The sequence below is a fragment of the Salinirubrum litoreum genome, assembly GCF_020567425.1.
GTDB lineage: Archaea > Halobacteriota > Halobacteria > Halobacteriales > Haloferacaceae > Salinirubrum > Salinirubrum litoreum.
The window spans coordinates 60,995-83,624 of record NZ_JAJCVJ010000003.1; the positions used below are offsets into that span (position 1 = coordinate 60,995).

The 22,630-nt window shown below is 67.3% G+C and carries 23 protein-coding genes; 13 read left to right on the plus strand and 10 right to left on the minus strand.

The genetic code is table 11. From position 1 onward, the window contains the following. Nucleotides 1–54 precede the first annotated feature (54 nt). From LI337_RS16270 to LI337_RS20000, 3 genes are all read left to right on the plus strand, one after another. The gene (locus LI337_RS16270; RefSeq protein ID WP_227230965.1) at nucleotides 55–1,065 is read left to right on the plus strand and encodes a hypothetical protein; all 1,011 of its coding nucleotides are present in this window, start codon (nucleotides 55–57) and stop codon (nucleotides 1,063–1,065) included. 135 nt (nucleotides 1,066–1,200) lie between these two features. Further along, nucleotides 1,201–2,544 carry a sodium-dependent transporter gene (locus LI337_RS16275; protein WP_227230966.1) on the plus strand — a complete coding sequence of 448 codons (1,344 nt, stop codon included), beginning with the start codon at nucleotides 1,201–1,203 and terminating at the stop codon, nucleotides 2,542–2,544. Nucleotides 2,545–2,567: 23 nt separating this feature from the next. Beyond that, on the plus strand, nucleotides 2,568–2,702 hold the full coding sequence (locus LI337_RS20000) for a hypothetical protein (RefSeq protein WP_264475112.1): 135 nt from the start codon (nucleotides 2,568–2,570) through the stop codon (nucleotides 2,700–2,702). On the opposite strand, the gene arsM is transcribed toward LI337_RS20000, so the two are convergent. Both arsM and LI337_RS16285 read right to left on the minus strand, forming a co-directional pair. Then, nucleotides 2,692–3,645, minus strand: coding sequence for an arsenite methyltransferase (gene arsM, locus LI337_RS16280; RefSeq protein WP_227230967.1), 954 nt, complete (start codon nucleotides 3,643–3,645; stop codon nucleotides 2,692–2,694). The two genes, LI337_RS20000 and arsM, sit on opposite strands and share 11 nt — an antisense overlap. Beyond that, complete coding sequence (locus tag LI337_RS16285) at nucleotides 3,642–4,052, minus strand: ArsR/SmtB family transcription factor (RefSeq protein ID WP_227230968.1); 411 nt, start codon at nucleotides 4,050–4,052, stop codon at nucleotides 3,642–3,644. Before LI337_RS16285 ends, arsM begins: the two co-directional genes overlap by 4 nt. Before the next feature lie 253 nt (nucleotides 4,053–4,305). On the opposite strand from LI337_RS16285, the gene LI337_RS16290 reads away from it, so the two are divergent. From LI337_RS16290 to LI337_RS16310, 5 genes are all read left to right on the plus strand, one after another. After that, entirely contained in the window at nucleotides 4,306–5,784 is a 1,479-nt protein-coding gene (locus tag LI337_RS16290) for a hypothetical protein (RefSeq protein ID WP_227230969.1), read from the plus strand. Between the two features lie 223 nt (nucleotides 5,785–6,007). Further along, nucleotides 6,008–7,225 (plus strand): BMP family lipoprotein, encoded by a 1,218-nt coding sequence (locus LI337_RS16295; protein ID WP_227230970.1) that lies wholly within the window; start codon nucleotides 6,008–6,010, stop codon nucleotides 7,223–7,225. A gap of 63 nt (nucleotides 7,226–7,288) precedes the next feature. After that, nucleotides 7,289–8,908: an ABC transporter ATP-binding protein gene (locus LI337_RS16300; RefSeq protein ID WP_227230971.1), complete on the plus strand. Its 1,620-nt coding sequence runs from the start codon at nucleotides 7,289–7,291 to the stop codon at nucleotides 8,906–8,908. Continuing rightward, nucleotides 8,905–10,038, plus strand: a complete 1,134-nt coding sequence (locus LI337_RS16305; RefSeq protein ID WP_227230972.1) for an ABC transporter permease — start codon at nucleotides 8,905–8,907, stop codon at nucleotides 10,036–10,038. Before LI337_RS16300 ends, LI337_RS16305 begins: the two co-directional genes overlap by 4 nt. Continuing rightward, on the plus strand, nucleotides 10,035–11,090 hold the full coding sequence (locus tag LI337_RS16310; protein WP_227230973.1) for an ABC transporter permease: 1,056 nt from the start codon (nucleotides 10,035–10,037) through the stop codon (nucleotides 11,088–11,090). The genes LI337_RS16305 and LI337_RS16310 overlap by 4 nt, the downstream gene beginning before the upstream one ends. Before the next feature lie 85 nt (nucleotides 11,091–11,175). Here the strand turns inward: LI337_RS16310 and LI337_RS16315 are convergent, their stop codons facing one another. The 7 genes from LI337_RS16315 to LI337_RS16345 form a co-directional block, all read right to left on the minus strand. Further along, nucleotides 11,176–12,090 carry a CPBP family intramembrane glutamic endopeptidase gene (locus tag LI337_RS16315; protein WP_227230974.1) on the minus strand — a complete coding sequence of 305 codons (915 nt, stop codon included), beginning with the start codon at nucleotides 12,088–12,090 and terminating at the stop codon, nucleotides 11,176–11,178. A gap of 85 nt (nucleotides 12,091–12,175) precedes the next feature. Then, entirely contained in the window at nucleotides 12,176–13,015 is an 840-nt protein-coding gene (locus LI337_RS16320) for an RNA ligase family protein (protein WP_227230975.1), read from the minus strand. A 105-nt stretch (nucleotides 13,016–13,120) separates the two neighbouring features. Then, a complete protein-coding gene (locus LI337_RS16325; protein ID WP_227230976.1) occupies nucleotides 13,121–13,459 on the minus strand; it encodes a hypothetical protein in 339 nt (112 codons plus the stop codon). Nucleotides 13,460–13,515: 56 nt separating this feature from the next. Beyond that, entirely contained in the window at nucleotides 13,516–14,175 is a 660-nt protein-coding gene (locus LI337_RS16330; RefSeq protein WP_227230977.1) for a helix-turn-helix domain-containing protein, read from the minus strand. A 134-nt stretch (nucleotides 14,176–14,309) separates the two neighbouring features. Beyond that, nucleotides 14,310–14,519 (minus strand): DUF1328 domain-containing protein, encoded by a 210-nt coding sequence (locus LI337_RS16335; protein ID WP_227230978.1) that lies wholly within the window; start codon nucleotides 14,517–14,519, stop codon nucleotides 14,310–14,312. Further along, entirely contained in the window at nucleotides 14,516–14,776 is a 261-nt protein-coding gene (locus tag LI337_RS16340) for a PRC-barrel domain-containing protein (protein ID WP_227230979.1), read from the minus strand. Before LI337_RS16340 ends, LI337_RS16335 begins: the two co-directional genes overlap by 4 nt. A gap of 122 nt (nucleotides 14,777–14,898) precedes the next feature. Continuing rightward, nucleotides 14,899–16,134 (minus strand): Tm-1-like ATP-binding domain-containing protein, encoded by a 1,236-nt coding sequence (locus tag LI337_RS16345; RefSeq protein ID WP_227230980.1) that lies wholly within the window; start codon nucleotides 16,132–16,134, stop codon nucleotides 14,899–14,901. 174 nt (nucleotides 16,135–16,308) lie between these two features. On the opposite strand from LI337_RS16345, the gene LI337_RS16350 reads away from it, so the two are divergent. Beyond that, nucleotides 16,309–16,713 (plus strand): cupin domain-containing protein, encoded by a 405-nt coding sequence (locus LI337_RS16350; RefSeq protein ID WP_227230981.1) that lies wholly within the window; start codon nucleotides 16,309–16,311, stop codon nucleotides 16,711–16,713. A 143-nt stretch (nucleotides 16,714–16,856) separates the two neighbouring features. After that, entirely contained in the window at nucleotides 16,857–17,735 is an 879-nt protein-coding gene (locus LI337_RS16355; RefSeq protein ID WP_227230982.1) for a CPBP family intramembrane glutamic endopeptidase, read from the plus strand. Between the two features lie 40 nt (nucleotides 17,736–17,775). On the opposite strand, the gene LI337_RS16360 is transcribed toward LI337_RS16355, so the two are convergent. Further along, nucleotides 17,776–18,609 (minus strand): phosphoenolpyruvate hydrolase family protein, encoded by an 834-nt coding sequence (locus LI337_RS16360; RefSeq protein WP_227230983.1) that lies wholly within the window; start codon nucleotides 18,607–18,609, stop codon nucleotides 17,776–17,778. A gap of 516 nt (nucleotides 18,610–19,125) precedes the next feature. Here LI337_RS16360 and rdfA point away from each other — a divergent pair. The 3 genes from rdfA to LI337_RS16375 all read left to right on the plus strand — a co-directional run bounded on the left by rdfA (nucleotide 19,126) and on the right by LI337_RS16375 (nucleotide 22,550). Then, on the plus strand, nucleotides 19,126–19,785 hold the full coding sequence (gene rdfA / locus LI337_RS16365; protein ID WP_227230984.1) for a rod-determining factor RdfA: 660 nt from the start codon (nucleotides 19,126–19,128) through the stop codon (nucleotides 19,783–19,785). A gap of 170 nt (nucleotides 19,786–19,955) precedes the next feature. Then, nucleotides 19,956–21,782, plus strand: coding sequence for an archaea-specific SMC-related protein (locus LI337_RS16370; RefSeq protein WP_227230985.1), 1,827 nt, complete (start codon nucleotides 19,956–19,958; stop codon nucleotides 21,780–21,782). A 72-nt stretch (nucleotides 21,783–21,854) separates the two neighbouring features. Beyond that, nucleotides 21,855–22,550: a DUF1028 domain-containing protein gene (locus LI337_RS16375; protein WP_227230986.1), complete on the plus strand. Its 696-nt coding sequence runs from the start codon at nucleotides 21,855–21,857 to the stop codon at nucleotides 22,548–22,550. Nucleotides 22,551–22,630 lie beyond the last annotated feature (80 nt).

Below are 22,630 nucleotides of genomic sequence, written 5' to 3' on the forward strand. Positions count from 1 at the left end.
CCGGATTCCGTGAGGTCGGCGTACACTTTTGCGGAGACACGTCGAAGGTCACGTATGGCCATCGAGTTCGAGCGAGACACCCAGACGGCGACGTTCCACAGCCCACTCGAAGACTTCGCGGAGACGACCGTCGAGACCGAAGTCCGAGTCGACCCACTGACGGGTCGGACCGCGCGGGTCGTCCCGGAGAACTTCCCGATGCCGGAGGAGGCGCGTGTCGCCGACTCGATACTCGACGACGAGGGGTGTTTCTTCTGTCCGGGCACGGTTGAGGAGGCGACGCCGACCTACCCCGACTGGATGGGCGTCGACCGCGGGCGACGCGGCGAGGCGACCTCCTTCCCGAACCTGAACCCGTACTGTGCACACTCGAACGTGGTCGCACTGACGGAGGACCACCACGTGCCCATCGGCGAGTTCACCGCGTCGCAGTTCGCCGACGGCCTGTGTGCCGCGTTCCAGTACGTCCACGACGTGTTCCAGCACGACGACGAGGCGCGATTCGCGTCGATCAACATGAACTACCTGCGGCCGGCGGGCGCGAGTCTCGTCCACCCACACCTCCAGACGGTCGTGGACGACCGTGGCACGAACGAACAGCGCCGGGTCGCCGAGGCCGCCCGCGACTACTACGAGGCACACGACGAGGTGTACTGGTCGGCACTCGCCGTACAGGAGCGTGGCGGCGACCGATACCTGGCCGAGACCGGCAACGTCCACTGGCTGGCTCCCTTCGCGCCGAAACACCACTACCACCTGACGGGCGTCGCCGCGGGCATCCACGCCGGTCTCCCCGACCCCTCGGGTGACGTCACCGAGGACTTCGCTCGCGGACTGGTGAACGTGCTGTCGTACTACGCCGACCTCGGCCTGAACAGCTTCAACGTCGCGCTGTTCGTCGAACGCGACGACCCGGCACTCCCGCCGCTGCTACACGTCACTGCTCGGTCTGTGTTCGACGAGTACTACCACTCCGACGCGACCTTCTTCACGACGCTCCACGACGAGGGCGTCGTCTCGACGCCACCCGAGGAGTACGGCCACGACGCGCACAAGTACTTCTGAACGCCGCCCGCCGGGCCGCCTGTTTCGTGACATTCATCGATACGTTCGCTCCGAGAGTCACTATTCGTCGATTAAAGACGGTGAACGTGGCACTCGAATCGACGATCTTTTGATTCCTGTCGGATTACCGCCGGCGTGACACAACGAGAGACGTGGGCCACGAGGGCCGGGTTCATCCTCGCGGCGGTCGGGAGTGCAGTGGGACTGGGCAACATCTGGCAGTTCCCGTTCAAGACGTCGACGAACGGTGGGGCCGCGTTCGTCCTCGTCTACCTGCTCGCGGCCGTCCTGATCGGCCTCCCGGCGATCCTCGGGGAGTTCGTGATCGGCCGACGGGCCAACCTGAACGCCGTGGCGGCGTTCCGCAAACTCGACCACCCCGCGTGGACAGCGGTCGGCGCACTGGGTCTGTTGACCGGGATGTGGATCCTGTCGTACTACAGCGTCGTCGGCGGGTGGGTCATCCAGTACACCATCGGGAGCGCGACCGGCGCGTACCTCACCGACACGGCCGCCTACTTCGGGAGCGTCGCGACCGGGCCGAACGCCATCGCCTTCCACGGCCTGTTCATGGCGATCACGGTCGGGATCGTCGCGTTCGGCGTGGAGGACGGGATCGAGGCGGCCACGCGACTGATGGTCCCCTCCATCGTCGTCATCCTCGTCGGACTCGCCGTCTACGCCGTCACGCTCGACGGGAGTGGGCCAGCCTACGGCTACTACCTCTCGCCGGACATCGACTACCTCGCCGCGAACCTCGCGGACATTGTCCCCTTCGCGGTCGGCCAGGCGTTCTTCTCGCTGTCGCTCGGCATGGGCGCGATGATCACCTACGCCTCCTACCTCGGCGACGACGACAACCTGGTGACCGACGGCGGGATCATCGTGGGCCTGAACTCGGCCGTCGGACTGCTCGCCGGACTCGTCGTCGTCCCCCTGCTGTTCGTCCAGTTCGGCACCGTCCCCGACTCGGCGGCAGGCGGCGGTCCCGGCGCGCTGTTCGTCTCCGTCGCGGACGCCTTCGCCTCGCTGGGCCTCGCGGGGCGGGCACTCGGCGTCGTCTTCTTCGGGGTCGTCCTCGTCGCGGCGCTCTCCTCGGCGATCAGTCTGCTGGAGGTCGCCACCTCCTACGTCGTGGACACGTACGGCGGTCGCCGGCCGGTCGTCGCGGCCGCGTTCGGGACTGGGCTGTTCCTGCTGGGGACGCTCTCGGCGTGGCGGACGGCGTGGCTCGGCTGGTTCGACACGCTCGCGTACAAGGTGTTGCTCCCGACATCGGTCCTGCTGGCGGTCGTCTTCGTCGGCTGGATCTACGGGCCGCAGGCCGTCGACGAACTCCAGAAGGGCACCGACGGTGGCGCGCGACTGGCGACCGTGTGGCTCTGGTCGCTCCGGACGGTCGTCCTCGTGGGCGTCCTGGTCACGCTCTACCTCGGCGTCGTCAGCATCTACCCGTCGCCGGGACTGCCGTTCGTCTGACCGAGACTCGCCGTTCCCACGTCGTGAGTCCGGGGCTGGACGGTCTCGTCGCGGACGCGATGTCGGCACTGCCGGACACCGACGTTCTGTCTGCCCCGATCAGCGTCTCGGAGCGCGTCGAAGTCGTCTACGAACTCGATCCCCGAGTCACGCCGTAGGGGGCTTCTGTCCGGTGATCCGAGCCGAGGTGAGGTACTCACTCGGGTCGCGCTCCGGGTCCCACTCGCGGATGAACTGATCGCTTCCTGCGACCGGGTCGACTCCGACAGCCTCGAAGCCGGCGTCGGTCAGCATCGTCTCCAACTCCGAGATGGACGCGGCACCTGCGGTACAGCCAGCGACCGAATCCGGATCGGCCCGGCGGTCCTCGGGAACCGGTGCGGTTCGGACCACGTCGGAGATGGCGAGACGACCACCCGACCGGAGGACGCGAAACGCATCGCGGAACACCTGTGCTTTGTCGGGCGAGAGGTTCACCACGCAGTTCGAGATGACGGCGTCGACGGAGTCGTCGGCGACCGGCAGGTGTTCGATCTCGCCGAGTCGGAACTCGACGACGTCGCCGGCTTGCTGTCGGGCGTTCTTCCTGGCTCGCTCGACCATCTCCGGTGTCATGTCCACGCCGATCACCCGGCCGGCGGGACCGACCGCGTCCGCCGCGAGGAAGCAGTCGAACCCCGCGCCCGATCCGAGGTCGAGCACCGTCTCACCCGGCTGGAGTGCGGCGATGGCCTGCGGGTTGCCACAGCCGAGGCCGAGGTTCGCGCCGTCGCCGACGCTGTCGATCTCGTCGGCGGAGTAGCCGAGTCGCGCTGCCGTCTCGTCCACACCGCTCGGTGATCCGGGTGCGCACTCCGCGTCGGTGTCGTCGGTGGTCGCGTCGGTCGCATCACCGCAACACGTGGGGCCAGTCGAACAACACCCAGCGTCGTCGGTCTCCACCGTGTCGCTCCTGTCGCCGTCTGTCCCGTCGTCTCGACCGCCCGCGATAGCGGCGTATCGCTCTCTGACGGCACGACGCTGGCGCTGTGCCTCGGGACCGGAACCGTCGCTCGACCGTGAGCTCTTGTCACCGTCGTTTTCCGGTGTCGTGTCGGTCATCGCTCCCCCTCCCGCGTCGCGTCGAGGGTATCCAGCAGCGCCTCGGCACGCTCGGTCGGCGCGTAGTACCGCCAGGTGCCGGACTGTCGGCGCATGACCAGTCCGGCGTCGTGGAGGTCCGACAGCGCGTGGCTGACTGCGCTGTCCGACACGTCCACGACCGGCTCGATCTCACAGACACAGAGCTCTCGGTCGGCAGCCGCGAGGAGTCTGACGATGGTGTGGCGTGTCCCGTCCCCGAGCGTCTTCAGCGCACGGAGGTCGGCGGTCGTGTCGGTCGGCCCGCCGTCTCTGTACGACCGGAGCCTGTCGAGTCGCGCGGCCGCCTGCCCGTCACAACACGAGCCCTCCCGTGCAGTGATGAACCGGGTGAGCCGGTCTCTGGACGAGTCGCTGCTCGAGTTCATATCTGAATATCTGAACAGCTATTCAGATAACTGTTCCGCCTCCGGTGATCGGCGAGAGCGTCGTGTCTCGCCTTCTTCGACGATCATGCTCGCGTAGTGAGAGCTCTCCACGCCTCATAGGTTCGTGACCGACAGCGAGTCGCGTCCCGGTCGGCGACAGACGAGACGCCGGGTAGACCGGACACCGGTCGAGCCTCGGGAGTCGCCCGAGTCGGACCGGCCGATTTATCACAGAAGTGTCAGAGGTAGGGGTATGGGTCTGTTCGACTACCTCGCCGGCCTGTTCGGCCGGGAGGGCGGTTCGTCGGATGGCGACCGGTGGACCGGCGGGGCGGCCGACGACTCGGCAGACACCGACACGGACATCGTGGACGTCGCCGAGACGTTCGCGGCCGACACCCCGGAACACGAGTTCGACTTCAGCCTCGCGTCACTCGACCGACTCGACGAGTACGTGACTACGGTCGATTCGACCGGCTCCGACGGCGACGCGGACGCCGCCACGGAGAGCGACAGAGACGGTCTTCCGGAGGGGCCGAGCCTGCACCTCGGGAGCTACTTCGGCGAGGTACTCGTCCGGCAGTTCGACGGCGAGTGGGTCCGACGAGACGACGTTCGGGTGGTGATCCCGGCGGGGTCGACCAGCGTCGCTGTCTCGCCGTTTCACGTCGCGGACGTCGCACTCCGGAGCGACCCACAGTTCGCCCGAACCGCCGAGCAGATACGTGACCGAGTCGACGACACCGAGGACGAGGAACCGGGACTGGAACTCGATCTCGATTCGGCTGGCTCAGTCGACTCGGGCGACACAACGTCCGAGACGACCGATGCAGTCGACAGCGACGCGACCGACGACCACCGAGCAAACGACGGCGAGTCGCCGTTCCCGACTGTCCCATTCGACGCCGGGATGGACCTCGACACGGCACACGAACGCACACTGGCGACGTTCGACGACGCCGGCTACCGTGTGACGGCGGGCGACCTGCTCAACTCGATGCCCGAGAACCCGGTCGCGGGCGTGGGGAAACTGTTCCTCTTCTACACCCCGACCGAGATGTACACCGGCGTCGTCTACGTCGGCCAGTGGGACGAGCCGGACACACAGGCGGTCGTCTCGCTCGCACGCTACCTGATGGCCGACGACGACCTCGACGGACTCCACGTCGTCTCGGCTACAGCACCACCGCCGGCGGTGACGTATCTCACGGACTCCCACCCCCGCGCCGCGTTCGCTCTCGACGCCCGGCGCGAGGTCGAGGACGGACCGGCCTTCTCGGCCGAGTCGGCCCCCCGGTACGCCGACCTGGGCGCGGACCTGCTGACCCGTCACGCGGACCTGCGAGTCGACCGCACCGACACCGGCACGCTGGCACGACTCGACGAGTTCGTCCTCGACGAACTGCGGCCCGTCGCCGACCGCGACGCGACACACGAGGGGTACGTCCCCCGCGAGGCACTGCTCGCGGTCGGCGCACTCGCCGGCGAGGTGATGCGCCACGGCCTCGAACGCGAGTTACCGGTCACGGTCGAGTGGGGCACCGACGACGACATCGCCACTACCGGTGTGGTCCTCCAGATCACGACCGCCGACGCGGACGGGGCACTGACGGTCAACCCGGTCGGGAAGGCGTTCAAACTGTTCGAGTCGGGCACAGAGGAGAGTCTGGCCGATCTGTACGAGACCGTGCTGGCGGTCGTCGACCGGGAGATCGGCGACTCCGACGCCTGACGCGGGAGACCCGGTAGGGCTGCCACTCCTGGTCGTCACGCTGCGAGTCGAGTGACCGAGACTGGCGAGTGACCCACCCCTGCGAGCGACCGAGGCCGACGGGTGACTGCGTCGGCCCTGACCGCTGTTCTCAGCCGTGACGGCGAAAAATATCACCGGCTACCGCACCGTATTGCACACGATTATTTATGATATGTGGTCACGAACCGGTCGGATTGGTAGCATGACTGGCACAGACGACACGGCAGACACGACGACGGACGACGACCGGACCACTGCACAGCTTCGACGGCGGCGGCTCCTCCGGGCCGGGGGGACACTCACGGCGGCCGGTCTCCTCGCGGGCTGTCTCGGCGGAAACGGCGGCGACGGCGGCGACACGACGACCGGGACAGACGAGACCGACGACGGAGGCGGCGACGGAGACACCGAGACGACCGAGGGCGACATGGACGGCGGCGGCGAGACGACGAACGTCGCCATCATCTCCAGTCCGGCCGGGTTCGGCGACCGGGCGTTCAACGACCTCGCACTGGAGGGCCTCCAGAACGCGGCCGAGGAGTACAGCATCGAGATCCAGCAGGTCGAGGAGACGAACCAGTCGAACTACGGGACGGTCCAGTCGCGGTTGGCAGAGAGCAGCAACCCGGACTACGACCTGATCGTCATGGTCGGGTTCAACCACACGCAGGCGCTGCAGTCCAACGCGAGCCAGTACCCGGACCAGCGGTGGATGCTCATCAACGACTCCATCGACCAGCCCAACGTCGCGGGCTACGTCTGGGCCAACCACCAGATGTCCTACCTCGCGGGCGTGCTCGCCGGGACGATGACGACGCGGGAGTTCAGCTACGACGGGAGCGCCACGAAACCGGGGAACCCGCAGGTCGGCTTCGTCGGCGGGACCGACGGCTCGCTCATCAACGCCTTCGAGCGCGCCTACCGACAGGGCGCGAAGTTCGTGAACGAGGACGTGGAGGTCAGCGTCGGGTACATCGGCAACTACTCCGACACCGGGACCGCCAACGACATCGCCACCTCCCAGTACGACTCCGGCGTGGACATCGTCTACCACGCGGCCGCCGCCGCCGGGCAGGGTGTCTTCCAGGCCGCCCAGGAGACCGACCAGTTCGCCGTCGGCGTCGACGCCGACCAGTCGGTGACGCTCCCCGAGTACCAGGACGTCATCATGGGCTCGGCGGTGAAGTACATCAACCGCGGCACCTTCCAGGTGGCCGAGGCGGTCGTCCAGGACAACTGGTCGTCGGTGCAGGGTCGGAACGTCCTCGGGTTGGACGCCGAGGCGGTCGACCTCGTGCTCGGCCAGGCAATCGGTCCGGAACTCCCCGACGCGGTCTCGGAGAACGTCGAAGACGCGAAGGAGGCGATCCTGAACGGCGACGTGACCGTGCCCTGCACCGCCTCCGGGTGTCAGAACTGATGGTGGGCTGTCCGTCTCCACCCCGAATCGTCGGCGGAAGGGCCGCCTGCCGGTCCGCCGAGCATGGCTGACGAGCCACCGCCCGCCGTCAGACTGGAGGGCATCACGAAACGGTTCGGCGACGTGGTCGCCAACGACGGGGTCGGCCTGACCGTCGAGGCGGGGAGTGTCCACGCGCTCGTCGGCGAGAACGGAGCCGGGAAGACGACCCTGATGAGTGTCCTCTACGGTCTGTACTCTCCCGACGAGGGCCGGGTCGTCGTGGACGGCACCCCACGCGAGTTCCACTCGCCACGCGACGCCATCGACGCGGGTGTCGGGATGATCCACCAGCACTTTCAGTTGGTCGACACGATGACCGTCCTGCAGAACGTCGTCCTCGGCCACGAACCGACCGACCGGGGGTTCGTCGACACCGAGAGCGCGAGGACGGACGTCGAAGCGATCTGTGACACCTACGGCTTCGACGTGGACGAGCATCTGGACACCCGCATCGAGGAACTCGGGATCGGCGTCCACCAGCGCGTCGAGATCGTCAAGAGCCTCTACCGGGGAGCCGACACGCTGATCCTCGACGAACCGACGGCGGTGTTGACACCACAGGAGGTCGAGTCGCTGTTCGAGGTGATGGCCGAACTGACCGACCGGGGGCGGTCGCTCGTCTTCATCACGCACAAACTGGAGGAGGCGATGGCGGTCGCCGACGAGATCACGGTCCTCCGTGACGGAAAGGCGGTCGGGACGGTCGACGGGGACGCGACGACCCGGCAGGAACTCGCCCGGATGATGGTCGGTCGAGACGTGTTGTTCGAGTCAGAACCCCGGACGACGACGCCCGGCGAGCCCATTCTCGACGTGTCCGACCTCGTGGTCCACGACGACCGAGGACTCGCGCAGGTTCGCGGCGTGGACCTCACCGTACGACGGGGCGAGATTCTCGGCGTCGCCGGCGTCGAGGGGAACGGGCAACGCGAACTGGTCGAGGCGATCACGGGACTCAGGTCGGCAGACGAGGGCAGAGTCGGCTTCGACGGGAGCGACGTGACGACTGCGAGTCGTCGTGACCGGATCGAGGCAGGCATCGCGTACGTGCCCGAAGACCGACTCGTCGAGGGTCTCGTGCTGGACTACGATCTCGTCCGGAACGCGTTGCTCGGCAACCAGACCGTCGAGCCGTTCGTCTCCGGGGGGTTCGTCGACTGGGGAGCGGTCCGCGATCACGCCGAATCTATCGTGACGGAGTACGACGTCAACCCGGACGACGCCGACGTCCGAGCCGAATCGCTCTCGGGCGGGAACCAGCAGAAGTTCCTCGTCGGACGCGAACTCGAACACGACCCGAGCCTCCTCGTCGCGGCCCACCCGACTCGGGGCGTCGACATCGGGTCGATCGAGTTCATCCACGGCCGACTGCGGGAGATGCGTGACGCCGGCGTCGGTATCCTCCTCGTCTCCTCGAAACTCGACGAGATCCAGCAACTGTCGGACCGTATCGCCGTGCTGTACGAGGGTGAGTTCGTCGCGGTCGTCGACCCGAACGAGGTGACAGAAGAGGACCTCGGCCTGCTGATGGCGGGGCAGTCGATCACGAACGAGGTGACGACGGCCGGCGACGACGAGACCGGCGGGCGTGCCACCGGTTCGCCGGCAGACGTGCCGACAGAACGAGGTGATGGGCGGTGAGCGCCGCAGACCTCGGCTCACTCCGGACGCTACTCGGCCGACTCGCAGACCGGATGGCACGAGCGACCGCAGTGGAACGGATCGCCATCGCGGTCGGCTCGACGGTGCTCGCGCTCGCGCTCGGCTCGGTGATCGTCGCGGCCACCGGCTACGACCCGGCTACCTTCGTCGGGGCGCTCGTCTACGGAGCCGTCGGGAGCGCGTCGAACGTCGCGTTCACGCTCCGGCAGTCGACGATGCTCATCCTCACCGGCGTCGCCGTCGCGGTCGCCTTTCGGGCAGGCGTGTTCAACATCGGTGTCCAGGGGCAGTTCGTCGTCGGCGGCTTCGCCGCGACGCTGGCGATCCTGTGGGCCGCACCGCTTCTGCCGGCCGGCACACTCGGCGGCGTCCTGCTCATGTTCCTCGGTAGCGTGGCGGCGGTGATCGCCGGCGGCGCGTACGCGGCTCTTCCCGGTCTGATGAAGGCGTACGCGGACGCCAACGAGGTCATCACGACGATCATGCTGAACTTCATCGCGTCGGGCGTCGTCTTCTTCCTGATCGACGGCTACCTCCGGCCGCCGGGCACCTCCGCGCCGAACACCGAACCGTTCCCCGACTACGTCGGTCTCCCGTCGCTGGTGTTCGACAGCGCGACCTTCTCGGTGCTGGGTCTGCTGGTCGGTCTCCTGACGGTCGTCGTCGTCGCGGTCGTGTTGACCCGGACGCGGTTCGGCTACGATCTCGTGACGAGCGGCCACCAGCAGCGGGCGGCGGCCTTCTCCGGGGTCGATCCGAAGCGGACGGTCGTGGCGACGATGACGCTCTCCGGGATGGTCGCCGGACTGGCGGGTGCGCTGTTCGCGGTGATGATCCTCGGCTACTACAGCGACCCGAACTCCTTCCCGACGTTCGGCTTCGACGCCATCGCGGTGAGCCTGCTCGCCGCGAACAACCCGATCGGGGTGATCCCGGCGGGCTTGCTGTTCGGCGGACTCGACGCCGGACGACAGTACATCGGCTTCACGCTCGACATCCCGCCGGAACTGGTCGAGGGCGTCGTTGGACTGATCGTCCTGTTCGTGGCGACGCCGGAACTGTTCCGGATGGCCGGTCGGTACACGGGGCTCGGAGGTGACCGCGAGTGAGTCTCGCCGACTACACCGCCCGGAACCGCGTCGGCCTCGGCGTCGCGGGACTCGCACTCCTCGTGGGTCTGCTCGCGGCAGTCGGCTTCGACCTCCCGCTGGCCCGACTGGTGACCGTCGGCTACCTCGAACGCACACTGCAGGCGGCGACACCGATCGCACTCGCCGCAGTCGGTGGACTCTACGCCGAGAAGAGCGGCGTCTTCAACATCGGCTTGGAAGGGTTCATGATCTTCGGCGCGCTGCTCGCGGCGGCGCTCGCGTGGATCGTCGCCGGGGGCGGTGACGTGAGCCAGACTGCACTGTGGCTCGGCTTGCTCGGGACGCTGGTCGTCTGTGCCCTGTTGGGCGTGCTCTTCGCGGTCTTGACGGTTCGGTTGCAGGCGGATCAGATCGTCGCCGGCCTCGCCGTCTGGTTCGTCGGACTCGGCTTCGGCCCCTTCACCGCGATCGTCGTCTGGGGCGGCGTCTCCAGCCCCTCCATCGCGAACATCGACGACGTGGCGGTGCCGGTCGCGGCCGACTGGCCACTCGTCGGTCGGCTGTTCTTCGACGCCTCCCCGCTGCTGTGGATCGCGGTCGCGGTCGTCGTGCTCGCGTGGGTCGTCCTCTACCGCACCCGGTTCGGCTACTGGGTGCAGGCGGCCGGCGAGAACCCCGAGGCGCTGGACACCGCCGGCGTGGACGTGAACCGGGTCCGGTTCGTCACTGTCGTCTTCTCGGCGGTGATGGCCGGCTTCGGCGGGGCCGTCCTCTCGATCGGCTTCGGGAGCGGCTTCACCGGGACCGGCGTGACGATGGTCGACGGACGCGGCTGGATCGCCATCGTCGCGTACCTGTTCGGCAACTACAACCCGGTCGGGGCGGCGCTCGCCTCGCTACTGTTCGGCGCGATGGAGATGTTGCAGATCCAGTTCCAGACGATCGGGGTTCCGGTGCCCGGCAGCCTCACCGGCCTGTTCCCCTACGCGGCGGTGCTGGTCGTCCTGACGCTGGTCGGCTACACCCGGATGCCCGCCGCAGTCGGCGACCCGTACGAGACCGAGGACTGAGGCGCTCCCGAGGGCGTACGCACCGAGGCGGGCCCGCGAAACGGAAGCCGGCGACGCGACCGCCCGCCCCTCGTGTGCTTGCTTCTCACGTCTCCGAGCCGAGACCGACCGCCTCCCGACCGGGGACTCCCCGATTCGCCAGTCGCTTCGGGCCGTAGACCGCGATCAGTAGCACCGCGACCGCGAGCAGTGGGAGCATCCCCGAGATCTCCGCGAGAAGCGTCAGCGCCCCGTCCGGGACGCCGCCCGGAGCCATCGCGTCGAGGTCGGCGGGGTGGAGGACACCCATCCCGTTGACGCCGGCGTGGAACACCGCGACCGCGAGGACGCTCCCGCCGGTCCCGTTGTACATCCACGTCCAGAGCACCGACCCGGCGAGGATCGAGACGATCCACAGCAGTTGCTGGGAGAGCGGCCACCCGCCCTGTGTCGTCGCCGGGTTGAGAAACAGCGGGAGGTGCCAGCCGGCCCACGCGAGACCGACGACCCCGCTGGCGGCCAGTGCGCTGTACCGCTCTTGCAGGAGCGGGAGCATGAACCCCCGCCAGCCGAGTTCCTCCTGACCGCCGCCCCAGACGGTGCCCCACGCCAGCACGAACAGGTAGATGGCCGGCGAGGGGACGCCCCCGAGGTCGATCGGTCCACCGAACGCGACGAACAGCGCGACGCCGCCAGCGAGCAGCAGGAGTGGCAGTCCGAGCGCAGGCGCCCACCACCGGAGGCCGATCCGCCACCGGAGGAACTGGCCGATCCACGTGCGCAGACTGCCGCCACTTGCCCGGACGACCACACCTGCGGCGACCGCGGGGCCGAAGCCGCCGAAGCCGATCAGGATCGACTGGGTCCACGAGGCTTCGAGTCCGCTTGCGAGGACGACACCCTGGACGGTCCACGTGAAGGCGTACGCGACCGCGAGAAACGCGACGAGTCTGTGGCGGTCGATCCACGCGCTGATCCCCGAGTCGGACACCGGTTCCGTGTCGTGTGTTGGTTCGGCCATCGTCTTCGGACACCTCTCTCGCACTGTCGGTCACGCGACCGCAGTGGTCGTGTCTGTCGAATGACGGTCTGCCACATAGTCGTTGTTACCCGGTCTCCGCCAGATACGCCCGCGTTCGGGCCGCGAGTGCTCCACGAAACGCGCCCAGGTCGACCGTACTCTGTGAGTGGGTCAGTCGCTCGTGGTTCGCGCGAAGCACGGTCTCCAGCGTCAGGTCGTACAACGACTGAAAGGTCACCGCTCGGTCTTCGTCGGCGAGTCGCGCAGAGAGGCGGTCGAAGCGAGCCGTGGGGGCGACCTCCGTCGCGACCTCGGCCGGCGATCCGTCGACCGGCGCGACCTTACGGTCCGTCTCGACCGCCGGATTCCGGAGCAGTGCCCGCCCACCGCGCTTGTTTCGGACGACGACACCCGCCACCGGGCCGTCGTACCACGCCGACTGCGGGAACGCGTACGACTCGGGGTCGAAGTCCCGCCCGTTCCGCTCTTTCTCCACCGCGTTCACCGGGTGCAGTCCCACCTGCTCGAAGATCTGTTCGGTCGCGTCGGGCGGCCGGAATCGCTCGCGGTCGGCCGACCACACGTCGTCCCCGAGAAACGACGGCGTGCGCTCCCAGTCGTAGTCGACACCGGCCGCGTGCATCGCCTCGCCGTAGAAGACGACCGAACTCGGGTCGTCGAGTGCCTGCCTGAGTCGGTCCCGGTCCAACCGTTCTCGGACGTGACTCACGGCGTGTTCGTACGCCGTCGGCGGATCGCCGGCGTCGAAGACGCGGGTTCGATCGCCGAACTGGATCTGGCCCGACGGCTGGAGTCGGAACCGGAGGTGGTCGCCGACCACGTGTTCGAGGAGCCAGAGGTGGCCCGTCTCGAACACGTCGTCGGGAGCGTCGGCGAGTCGTGGGATCGGAGGAGCGGCCTTCATCTGAGAGTGGGAGTCTCGGCACGCGCTGTTCGGGCAGACTGCTGTGCTGTCGCTTCGACCGACTCCGCCGACGAGTATCAGTGTTTGGTCGCGGTCGTCGCTCGGTCAGGACCTCGACACCGAGTCGTCGCGGTCGGTCGCACCCTCCTCGAGACGAGAGGGGTCCAGTCGTGCGCGGTCGAGGAGCGCGTACGCGTCCGCCGGGTCGTCGTCCTCGCGGTACGCGAACAGGCGGTCACGACGCTCGAACCGGTCGAAGAACCGCTCCCACTCGACGGGCGACGCGATCGCGCGGTCGGGATCACCGAAGACGAACGTCAGGTCGTCGGCGTCGGGGTCGCGGAGCACGGCCGGGCGGCCGTCCCGCGCCTCGACCCAGTCCCGTATCTCCTCGTGGTCGGTCGTCCAGTCGTCGTAGCTGGCGAGTGTCGGTTTGTCGGACACGGTGGCCCGTGGGAGCGCGACCCGGGTGTCGCTGGTGCTTGCGTGTGCCGGGTCGATCACCCGTCGTCGGTCATCCCGATGAGGAGCGTGTCCTCGACGAGCGCGCCTGTCGCCCGCCGCACCCGCTCGGACATCGCCTGGTGTGACACGTCGAACTCCTCGGCGAGTTCGCCGAGCGTCGTCCGGCGCGGGACCGCGAACAGTCCCCGCTCGGCGGCGGTGGTCAACGCCGCGAACTGCTCCGTCGTCAAGCCGTACCGGCCGGCGGGGACCCCGTCCATCTCGCGGACGCTCTCGACCGAGAAGGAGAGTCCGTGGTCCGTGCAGAATGCCTGCATCGCCGACAGTTCGTCGCGGTCGGGGTAGATCACCCGCAGTTGCCAGCGGTCACCCTTGCCGTAGGCGTCCAACACGGTCGCGTCGTGGGTGGTGATCATTCGGAGGAGGAGTTCGACGTGGTCGACCCACTCCATCCGGTAGAGCCACTCGTCGTCCAGGTCCGCGAGGAGTTCCGTCCGCTCGGTCGACGGATCCGCGTCGAGTGCCGACTCGACGCGCTCTCGGGTCGCACCGCGAACCCACAACAGCGGCATCACCCGCTCCCCGCCGGCGTCGACGACCCGTTCGATCTCCAGTTCCAGGCCGGGGACCGACGTGACGGCCCGACTCAGCGCGAACTCGTCTGCGGGGATCGTCCCTCGTACTATCGTGGCCATGCGCGAGAGGTCTTCAGACGAGGTGATATAGCTGGTCCCCGTCGTATGGAAGTGGTAACGACACTGGGCGCGGGACAGTGCCACTGCCGGCGCTCGTCGAGGAGCGACGGAGAACGCTCGCCGACGGTCGCCGCCTACAGCAGGAACGCGACGACCGCGAGAACCAGAAACAGGAAGACGAACAGTCGGGCGGCGCTCATCGAGAGCCCGGCGAGTCCCCGAAAGCCGGCTAGCCCGGCCGCGAGGGCGATGACGACGAAGACGATGCCCAGCCAGAGGAAGTCGCCGGTAAGTCCGATCTGGAGTGGGAGCGCGGTCACCGCGAGCGGGAGCGCCGGCGTCACGAGCCCTTCCCCCCGACGACGATCCGGTCGTCTTCGACCGACTCGATGCTGGTCAGGCTGATCGGATACGAGTCGTCGCTGCCGTCGAGCATGAACGACCAGCCGAGTTTCGCCGCGACGGTATCCGTGAGTCTGGGGTCGGGGTCGACGGCGACCTCGGTGCCCGCGACGTGCGTGACGATGCCGACTCTCGTCCCGTCGGTGTCGTACACTGGTTTACCTTCGTCTTCGGTGTCGATCGGTGGAATCGAGTCCATGCGTACAGCCGAGCGGACCCGTCGGGTTACGACTTGAGCTTGCAAGAGCGTGCACTGGTGTCACCGGAGACCTGCGGATCGTCCGCGTGGGGCGTCGGTCGGACGCCGAGGCCGTCCCGATCTCAATCGCCGGCAGTCTCGGGCGCGAGGCCGGCCGACCGCATGTACTCGTCCAGCTTCTCCGCGATCGCCTCGGCGAACGCCTCGTCGTTGATCGCCGTCTCCAACTCCAGTAGTTCCACGTCCGCTCTCAGATGCTCGCGGAGTGCGTCGAACAGCGCCGCGTCCGCCTCGGGGTCGTAGAAGTCCTCGCCCTCTACGTCGAGTAGCGAGACACCGCCCAGTGGAAGCGCCAGCGCGGTCGGGCCGGTCGCGGCGTTCAGCTTCTCCGCGATGATTCGCCCGAGTTCGGCGGTCTCCTCGGGTGTCGTCCGCATCAGCGTCACCTGCGGGTTGTGGACGTGGAACTGCCGCCCCTCGAACTCCTCGGGCACCGAGTCGCGTGGGCCGAAGTTCACCATGTCGAGTGCGCCGGTCGAGACGACCTGTGGGATCCCCAGTTCGCCCGCGGCGTCGAGTCGCTTCGGTCCGGCGTTCAGCACCCCGCCGACGAGTTCGTCGGCCCACTCGGTCGTCGTCACGTCGAGGACGCCGTCGATGATCCCTTCCCGGACCAGTTGCTCCATCGCCCGCCCGCCGGTGCCGGTGGCGTGGAAGACGATCGTCTCGTAGCCTCTGTCTTCGAGGTACGCGCGCGCAGTCTTCACGCAGGGTGTCGTGACTCCGAACATCGTCATCCCGATGGTCGGCTTCTCCGCGATTTCCACCTCGGGATCGTTCGCCACCATCCCGACCATCGCCAGCGCCGCGTTGGCGATCACCGTCCGGGATAGTTGATTCAGTCCCTCGATGTCGGCGACCGAGTACAGCATGGCGATGTCCCGCGACCCGACGTACGGTTCGGTGTCGCCAGACGCCATCGTGGAGACCATGAACTTCGGGACGCCGACCGGCAGGGCACGCATGGCTGTCGTGGCGATGGAGGTGTTGCCAGACCCGCCGAGCCCCAGTATGCCGTCCAGGTCGCCCTCCTCGTGGAGACGCTCTGCCACCGCCTGCGCCCCCTCGCCCATCGCCTCCATCGCCGCCCCTCGGTCCCCACTCTCGCGCAACTCGTCGAGTGTCGTCCCCGCCGCCGTAGCGACCGCGCTGGCTGGCGTATCCGGACTGATCGTCGGTTCGCCCACGACGCCGACGTCGACGAGATGTGTGTCGATCCCCTGTGCCTCGATGACGTCCCGGGCGAACCCGATCTCTGCGCCTTTCGTGTCGAGTGTTCCGACGATGACGACGGCCATGACGGTGACGTGTCTGTCGAGATTCGTGATAAACGTTCGTGAGAATCGGCAGTGCCGGCGAGTCGCCGGCGGTGGCGGTTTGTGGTCGCGGGTCTGCTGTCGCGGGCCGACTGTCGCTGTGGCGGCGTGAATCTCACACGAAAGAATATGTACGTAACCGTCGAACGCTCGCTCATGTCCGACGACAAACGGTTCGTCTCGCCGGAAGACGTAGAGAGTCAGGTGTTCGACTGGGGCGTGTTGAAGTGGCAGTCGACACCCGACGTGACCGGGTCCGATCGCATGAGTTGCGGCGTCGTCAAGCTCGAACCCGGAAAGGGCCACGAGCGTCACACCCACCCCGAGAGCGACGAGATGCTGTACGTCATCCGCGGGGAGGGTGAACAGGAGATCGGCGAGGAGACCCGCGAGATCACGGCGGGGGACATGCTCCACGTCCCCGAGGGCGTCCCGCACGGGACGGTCAACACCGGCTGGGAGCCACTGCTCCTGCTGGCGGTGTACGCGCCGCCCGGTCCCGAGGAACAGTTACGGGACCTGCCGGAGTGTGAGATCGTGCCGGCCGGCGAACTGCCCTGAGGACGGGCCGTGCCGGCTCATCCCCGGCACCGGATTTAATACCGGGCCAGTGAGTACCGTCCCTGGAGGATTCACCGAATGGTCCTCGGGAATCACACACGAGTCTGCCACGACCGACGACAGGACGACAGTGGGGTCGCGCGATGACAGTGGAGGAGACGTCGGGCGGTGTCCACGGCGTGCCCAGCGCGCACGTCGCCGCGTTCGTCGTCGTGACGCTCGCCGTGAGCGTGATCGTCGCCGCCGTGACGATCAGCGACACCGTCTCCAACGCGACCACCGTCCCGATCATGGTCACGCCGGCACTGACGGCCATCGTCCTCCGCCGGCTTCAGGGCCGCTCTGTCCGGCAGACGGTGGTCGGTTCGCTCCGAGGGACGACGCTTCGGTCGGCGGTGTTCGCGGTCGCGTTCCCCGTCGTCTTCATCGCTACCGCCGCCGGTGTCGCACTCGCGACGGGACTCGGCAGTTACGATCCCGGCGGTGGCGTGTTCGCGTACAGCGGCCCGGTGTTCCTGTTTCCCGTCTTCCTGCTGATCGTCGGCGTCGTCACCTACGGCGAGGAATTGGGGTGGCGGGGGTACCTCCTCCCGGAACTCAGTGACAGAATCGGCCCGGTCGCGGCCACGGCCTCGGTGGGGGTCGTCTGGGCGCTGTACCACTTCCCGGCGCTGTACTTCGGCGCGCAGGCGACCGGTCTCGGCGATCCACTGACCGTCGCTGCCATCCAGATGGGGGCGGTGTTCACCGTCGCCGCGTTTCCCGCCTCGTACTCGTACTTTCTCTCGAACGGGAGCGTGTTGCCGCCGGTGGCACTCCACCTGACGTGGAACCTGCTCAATCCGCTGGTGCTCGGCAACGTCTACACGAACGTCGAGGGGTTCGTCGCCGGCCAGGTGATCCTGATCAGCGGCGAGGGGCTGCTGGGAATCGCCGTCGGCGTCGTGCCCCTCGTCGTCGTCGCGGTGCTCGTCCACCGCCGAACCTGGTTCGGCACCGACGCGAGCGTCTCGGAGGCGTGAGGCTGGACGCTCCCGATCAGGGTCGGCCCTCGTCCCCGCCTCAGAAGTCGATCTCTTTGAACTCCTGTGCCTGATTCTGGATCGCCTCCTCGGTCGGGAGTCGTTCGATACTCGACGCGCCGAAGAAGCCGACGACGCCCTCGGTGTTGTTCAGGACGTACTCGGCGTCGTCCGGCCACGCGATGGGGCCACCGTGACAGATGACCAGCACGTCTTCGTTCACTGCTTTCGCGGCGTCGTGGTGTGCCTGCACGCGCGCTGCGGCGGTCTCCAGGTCGAGCGAGGTCTCCGCACCGATGTCGCCGGAGGTCGTCAGCCCCATGTGCGAGACGATCACGTCCGCGCCGGCCTCGGCCATCTCCTCGGCTTGCGCCTCGCTGAAGACGTACGGACAGGTCAACATTCCCTGTTCGCTCGCCTCCCGGATCATCTCGACCTCCTTGTCGTAGCCCATCCCGGTCTCTTCGAGGTTCTGGCGGAACCCGCTGTCCTCGTCGATCAGGCCGACCGTCGGGAAGTTCTGGACGCCCGAGAAGCCCCGGCGCTGCAGATCCTCGATAAAGACGTCCATCTGTCGGAAGGGGTCCGTGCCGTTCACGCCCGCGAGGACGGGTGTGTCCTCGACGACCGGAAGGACCTCGTGACCCATCTCGACGACGATCTCGTTGGCGTCGCCGTAGGGCAACAGCCCTGCCAGCGACCCCCGGCCGTTCATCCGGTAGCGCCCGGAGTTGTAGATGATGAGCAGGTCGACGCCGCCGCGTTCGGCGAACTTCGCCGAGATACCGGTGCCCGCGCCCGCCCCGATGATCGGCTCGCCCGATTCCACCGTCGCCCTGAGTCGCGCGAGCGACTCGTCGCGTGTGAACTCCATGGTCCAGTGACCTGTTCGAGAGACTGTGGCTTGTAGCTTCACCCGGGTCGGCGTCGGCTGCGCAGGTCGGCCGTCTTCGGTACGCTCCACAGAGGGAGCGACCGCTCGGTTCACCGGAGTCGCCGGACCACCTGACGCAATAGAACGACAACCGTGACATGAGAATAGACAAACGTAGAAAGATAAGCTGTCTTTAGCGTCAGTCTGTTCACTGTGCTATTTATCAACGTATTTCATCTATTTCCAGTATATCGTCTTACATTCGTAGAACTCGCCGAAAGTTCGTGTGTATATTCGCAAAAAACTGTTCAGACATCAGTATAGTTTATTTCTATTCGAGAATATGAACCTGATTTTCGAACGTCCCAACCGACATAGTCCCACAACGTCAACTGCCCTGTGATCCAAATCGAGAGTCGGACGAGAGTCTGGCGGACGACAGATTGCGTCGTCAGTCCCCCCGTAGGACGGCAAACGGTAAAGGGGTGGGGGACGGACGAAAGCGCAGAGACCGGCATGGGAGAGGACTACTGCTGTAAGGTCGACCGGGTCGTCGACGAGTACGACCTCCGGGCGCCGCGCCAGTTCGACGGCGACCACGACGAGTATCTCGTGGCCAAGTGGACCGGGACGGGGCGGCAGGAACCGACCGGCGTCCGGCCGCTCACGGCCTGGTTGAACAAACAGATCCTGCGGACGGTCTACCGAAGACACGACCGCTCGGACACGGACGTCCGCATCGACGCCGAGTACGAGGCGGTCGTCGGCGACGACGTGGCCGCCCACGAACGGGCAGCCGTCGTCGCCGACCTGGAGGCGGACGGCATCGACCCCGAGGTGCTCGCGAGCGACTGCATCGGCAAGAGTACGCTCGACCGACATCTAAAGACCTGTCTGGAAGCCAGCAAAGCCGCCACGAGCGGCGCCACCGACGGGCGGTGGGAAGACGACGCGGTCGCGTACGCCCGTTCGTCGTTCCAAGACCGCGTCGAGACCGCACTGGCGTCGTTGGACGACGACGACCGACTCCCGGGTGCGGCCGACGCAGAACTGACGACGCCGATTCTGCTCGGGTGTCCACAGTGTGCGACGCGGGTCAAACTCGACACCGCCCTCGACCGGGGGTACGTCTGTGCCGACCACCTCGGGGCGAGTCCCGACCAGTCGGGAGAGTGAGGCTGGTGGGGTACTCGGACGGGTACGTATCGTCGCCACGGTAGACGAGTGAGCGGCGTCACCGAATCGACCTGCCGTGAGCGCAGAGACACAGTCGCTCGCGCACGGCCATCCTCCCCGATCGACGAGGGACATTTATACCGCCGTACTCCGTGGCTGTCGACACGCACATGTGGCACCTCGACATCCGGAACGTCGCCGGGATTCGGGCCGGAACGACCGAACTCCACCCCGGGACGAACGCCGTGCAGGCCGGCAACTGGCAGGGCAAGACCTCGCTGGTGACGGCTCTCAGGACCGTGCTGGGCGGGGAGGTCACGCCGAATGTCCTGACCGACGGCGAGACGCAGGGCCACGTGAGACTCACGACCGACGGGGGCGAGACGTACGAGGTGGACCTGCGTGCGACCGACGACGGCGTCGCCCGGGGCGGCGAGACGTACCTCACCGAGCGGCCGAACCGGATCTGTGCTGAACTGTTCGCCTTCTTCGACGAACACAATGAGATCCGTCGGGCAGTCAGAGCGGGCGAGGACCTCACACCGCTGCTGACGCGGCCCCTCGACGCCGAAGACCTGGACGCACAGGTCGCGGAACTGAGAGCCGAGCGCCGCCGTGCGGAGAGCGAACTGGACCGCGTGACCGAAGCGACCGCGGAACTCCGAAAGGAACGGTCACGCGCCGAGCGACTGGAGCGGGAGTTGTCGGGAAAGCGGGCCGAACTGGCCGATCTGGACGACGAAGGAGGAGAAACTAGCGACCCGGACGCACGCGAGGCACTCGAGGAAGCGCGGACCTCCTCCGAACGCACACAGCAACGGATCGACCGACAGGAACGACAGGTCGAGTCCATCGAATCGGAACTGGCCGAGAAACGCGCCGAGGTGGCGGAGATCGAGGTCGACGAGGAACCGGACCTTCGGGAGCGACTCGCGGCAAAGCGCGACCGCCTCTCGACGCTCGAACGAGAGACCGACACGCTTCAGACCCTGTACAACGCGAACAGACAGGTTCTCGACCGTGACCAACTGGACCTCGTCTCAGAGATCGACCGGCAGGTGACCGGTGACGTGGTGAGTTGCTGGGTCTGTGACACCGAGACCACCCGCGAAGCGGTCGAATCACGGCTCGCCGATCTCGCCGAGGTCGTCGCCGACCGGCGTGAGCGAGCAACCGAACTCCGCGAGGAGACGGAAGCCCTCGAAGCGCGCCGCGATAGAATCGAGGAACGACGTGACCGCCGTGCCGAACTGGAGCGTCAGATCTCGACGCTGCAGTCCCGACTGGACGAACGTCAGGCGGATCTCGCGGCGAGTCGCGAGCGACGCGAAGAACTCGAAGCCGATATCGAGGCCCTCGAAGCGGCCGTCGAGACGACCGACGAGCGTCGCCAGACGCTGGAGGCGGACGTCGTTCGACTCGAGACGAAACTGGAGACCGTCAACGACCGGATCGCAGAGTTAGAGCGACAGGCGGACGAGCGAACGGCCATCGAAGCGCGGATCGACCGACTCGGCACCGAGATCGAATCGCTCCGCTCGCGGCGTGAACGAACCATCGAAGCCGCACGGAGTGCGTTCGACACGGCACTCGAGGACGTCGTAGACGCCTTCGAGCCGAGTTTCGAGACCGCACGGCTGGACCGACACACCGACCCCGACACGGGGCGGACCGAGAAACTGGAACTGGTCGTCGCGCGGGACGGCCGCGAGATCTCCGTGGAACGGCTCTCGGAGGGAGAGGTCGAACTACTCGGGTTCATCGCCGCACTCGCCGGTTACGAGGCGTTCGACGTGGCCGAGCAGGTCCCGTGTCTACTGCTCGACGAACTCGGCGGCCTCGACAGCGACCACGTCCACACGCTCGTCGAGTATCTGACTGACCGGACCGAGTTCCTTGTGACGACTGCTTACCCCGAGGCTGGCGTGTTCGACGGCCACACTGTCTCCCCGGACGAGTGGGCAGTCGTCTCGGATACCGAGGAGACGGTCGCCTGACCGGGGCGATCTCTCGTCCTCGAGGGCCACCCCGAGGCGTACTGCTTTGTAGCTGGTTGCCCGACTGTGGCTATGACACAGCGAGTACCGGGCACTTTCTCGATCGCGGTGCGTGACCGGGCGACGAACACCTACGGGGCGGCCGTCACCACCGGCACGGTCGCCGTCGGCGCGACGTGTCCGTACGTCAGCGACAGCGCCGCAGTCGTCACACAGTCGTACACGAACGCACGCTACGGGCGCGAAGGCGTCTCCCGTGCCGACGACGGCGAATCGCTGGAGACGGTACTCACCGATTTGGTGAGCGAGGACGAGTACGACGCGTATCGACAGGTCCACGGCGTCGGCGCGACCAGCGACTACGCGTTCACCGGCGACGCCTGTGTCCCGTGGTGTGGGAGTCGCATCGGCGACGACTACACGGTCGCAGGGAACATGCTCGCAGGGGCCGAGGTCCTCGAGGCGACGGCGACAGCCTACGAGACTGCGACGGGCGACGTGCCGGACCGACTGGTCTCGGCACTCGAAGCCGGAACCGCCGCCGGCGGCGACGACCGTGGCGAACTCAGCGCGGCACTGCTCGTCGCCGCCCCGGAGTCGCGGTTCTCTCACAACCTCAGAGTCGACTACTCGGAGACGCCCGTCTCCGACCTCCGTGGCCTCCTGACCGCTGCACGCGGTGAGGGTGACCGACTGCAGGCGGGGGCCGACGACGCCTTCGACGGCGACTACCCCCCGGAGATACTGGCGTTCGACGTCAAGTACTGAGGCCCGACGTAGAGCGCTGAGCGTGACGACACGTCGACGCGATTGCGTCCGTAAACCGACGGACGGCGAGAGCGAGCAGG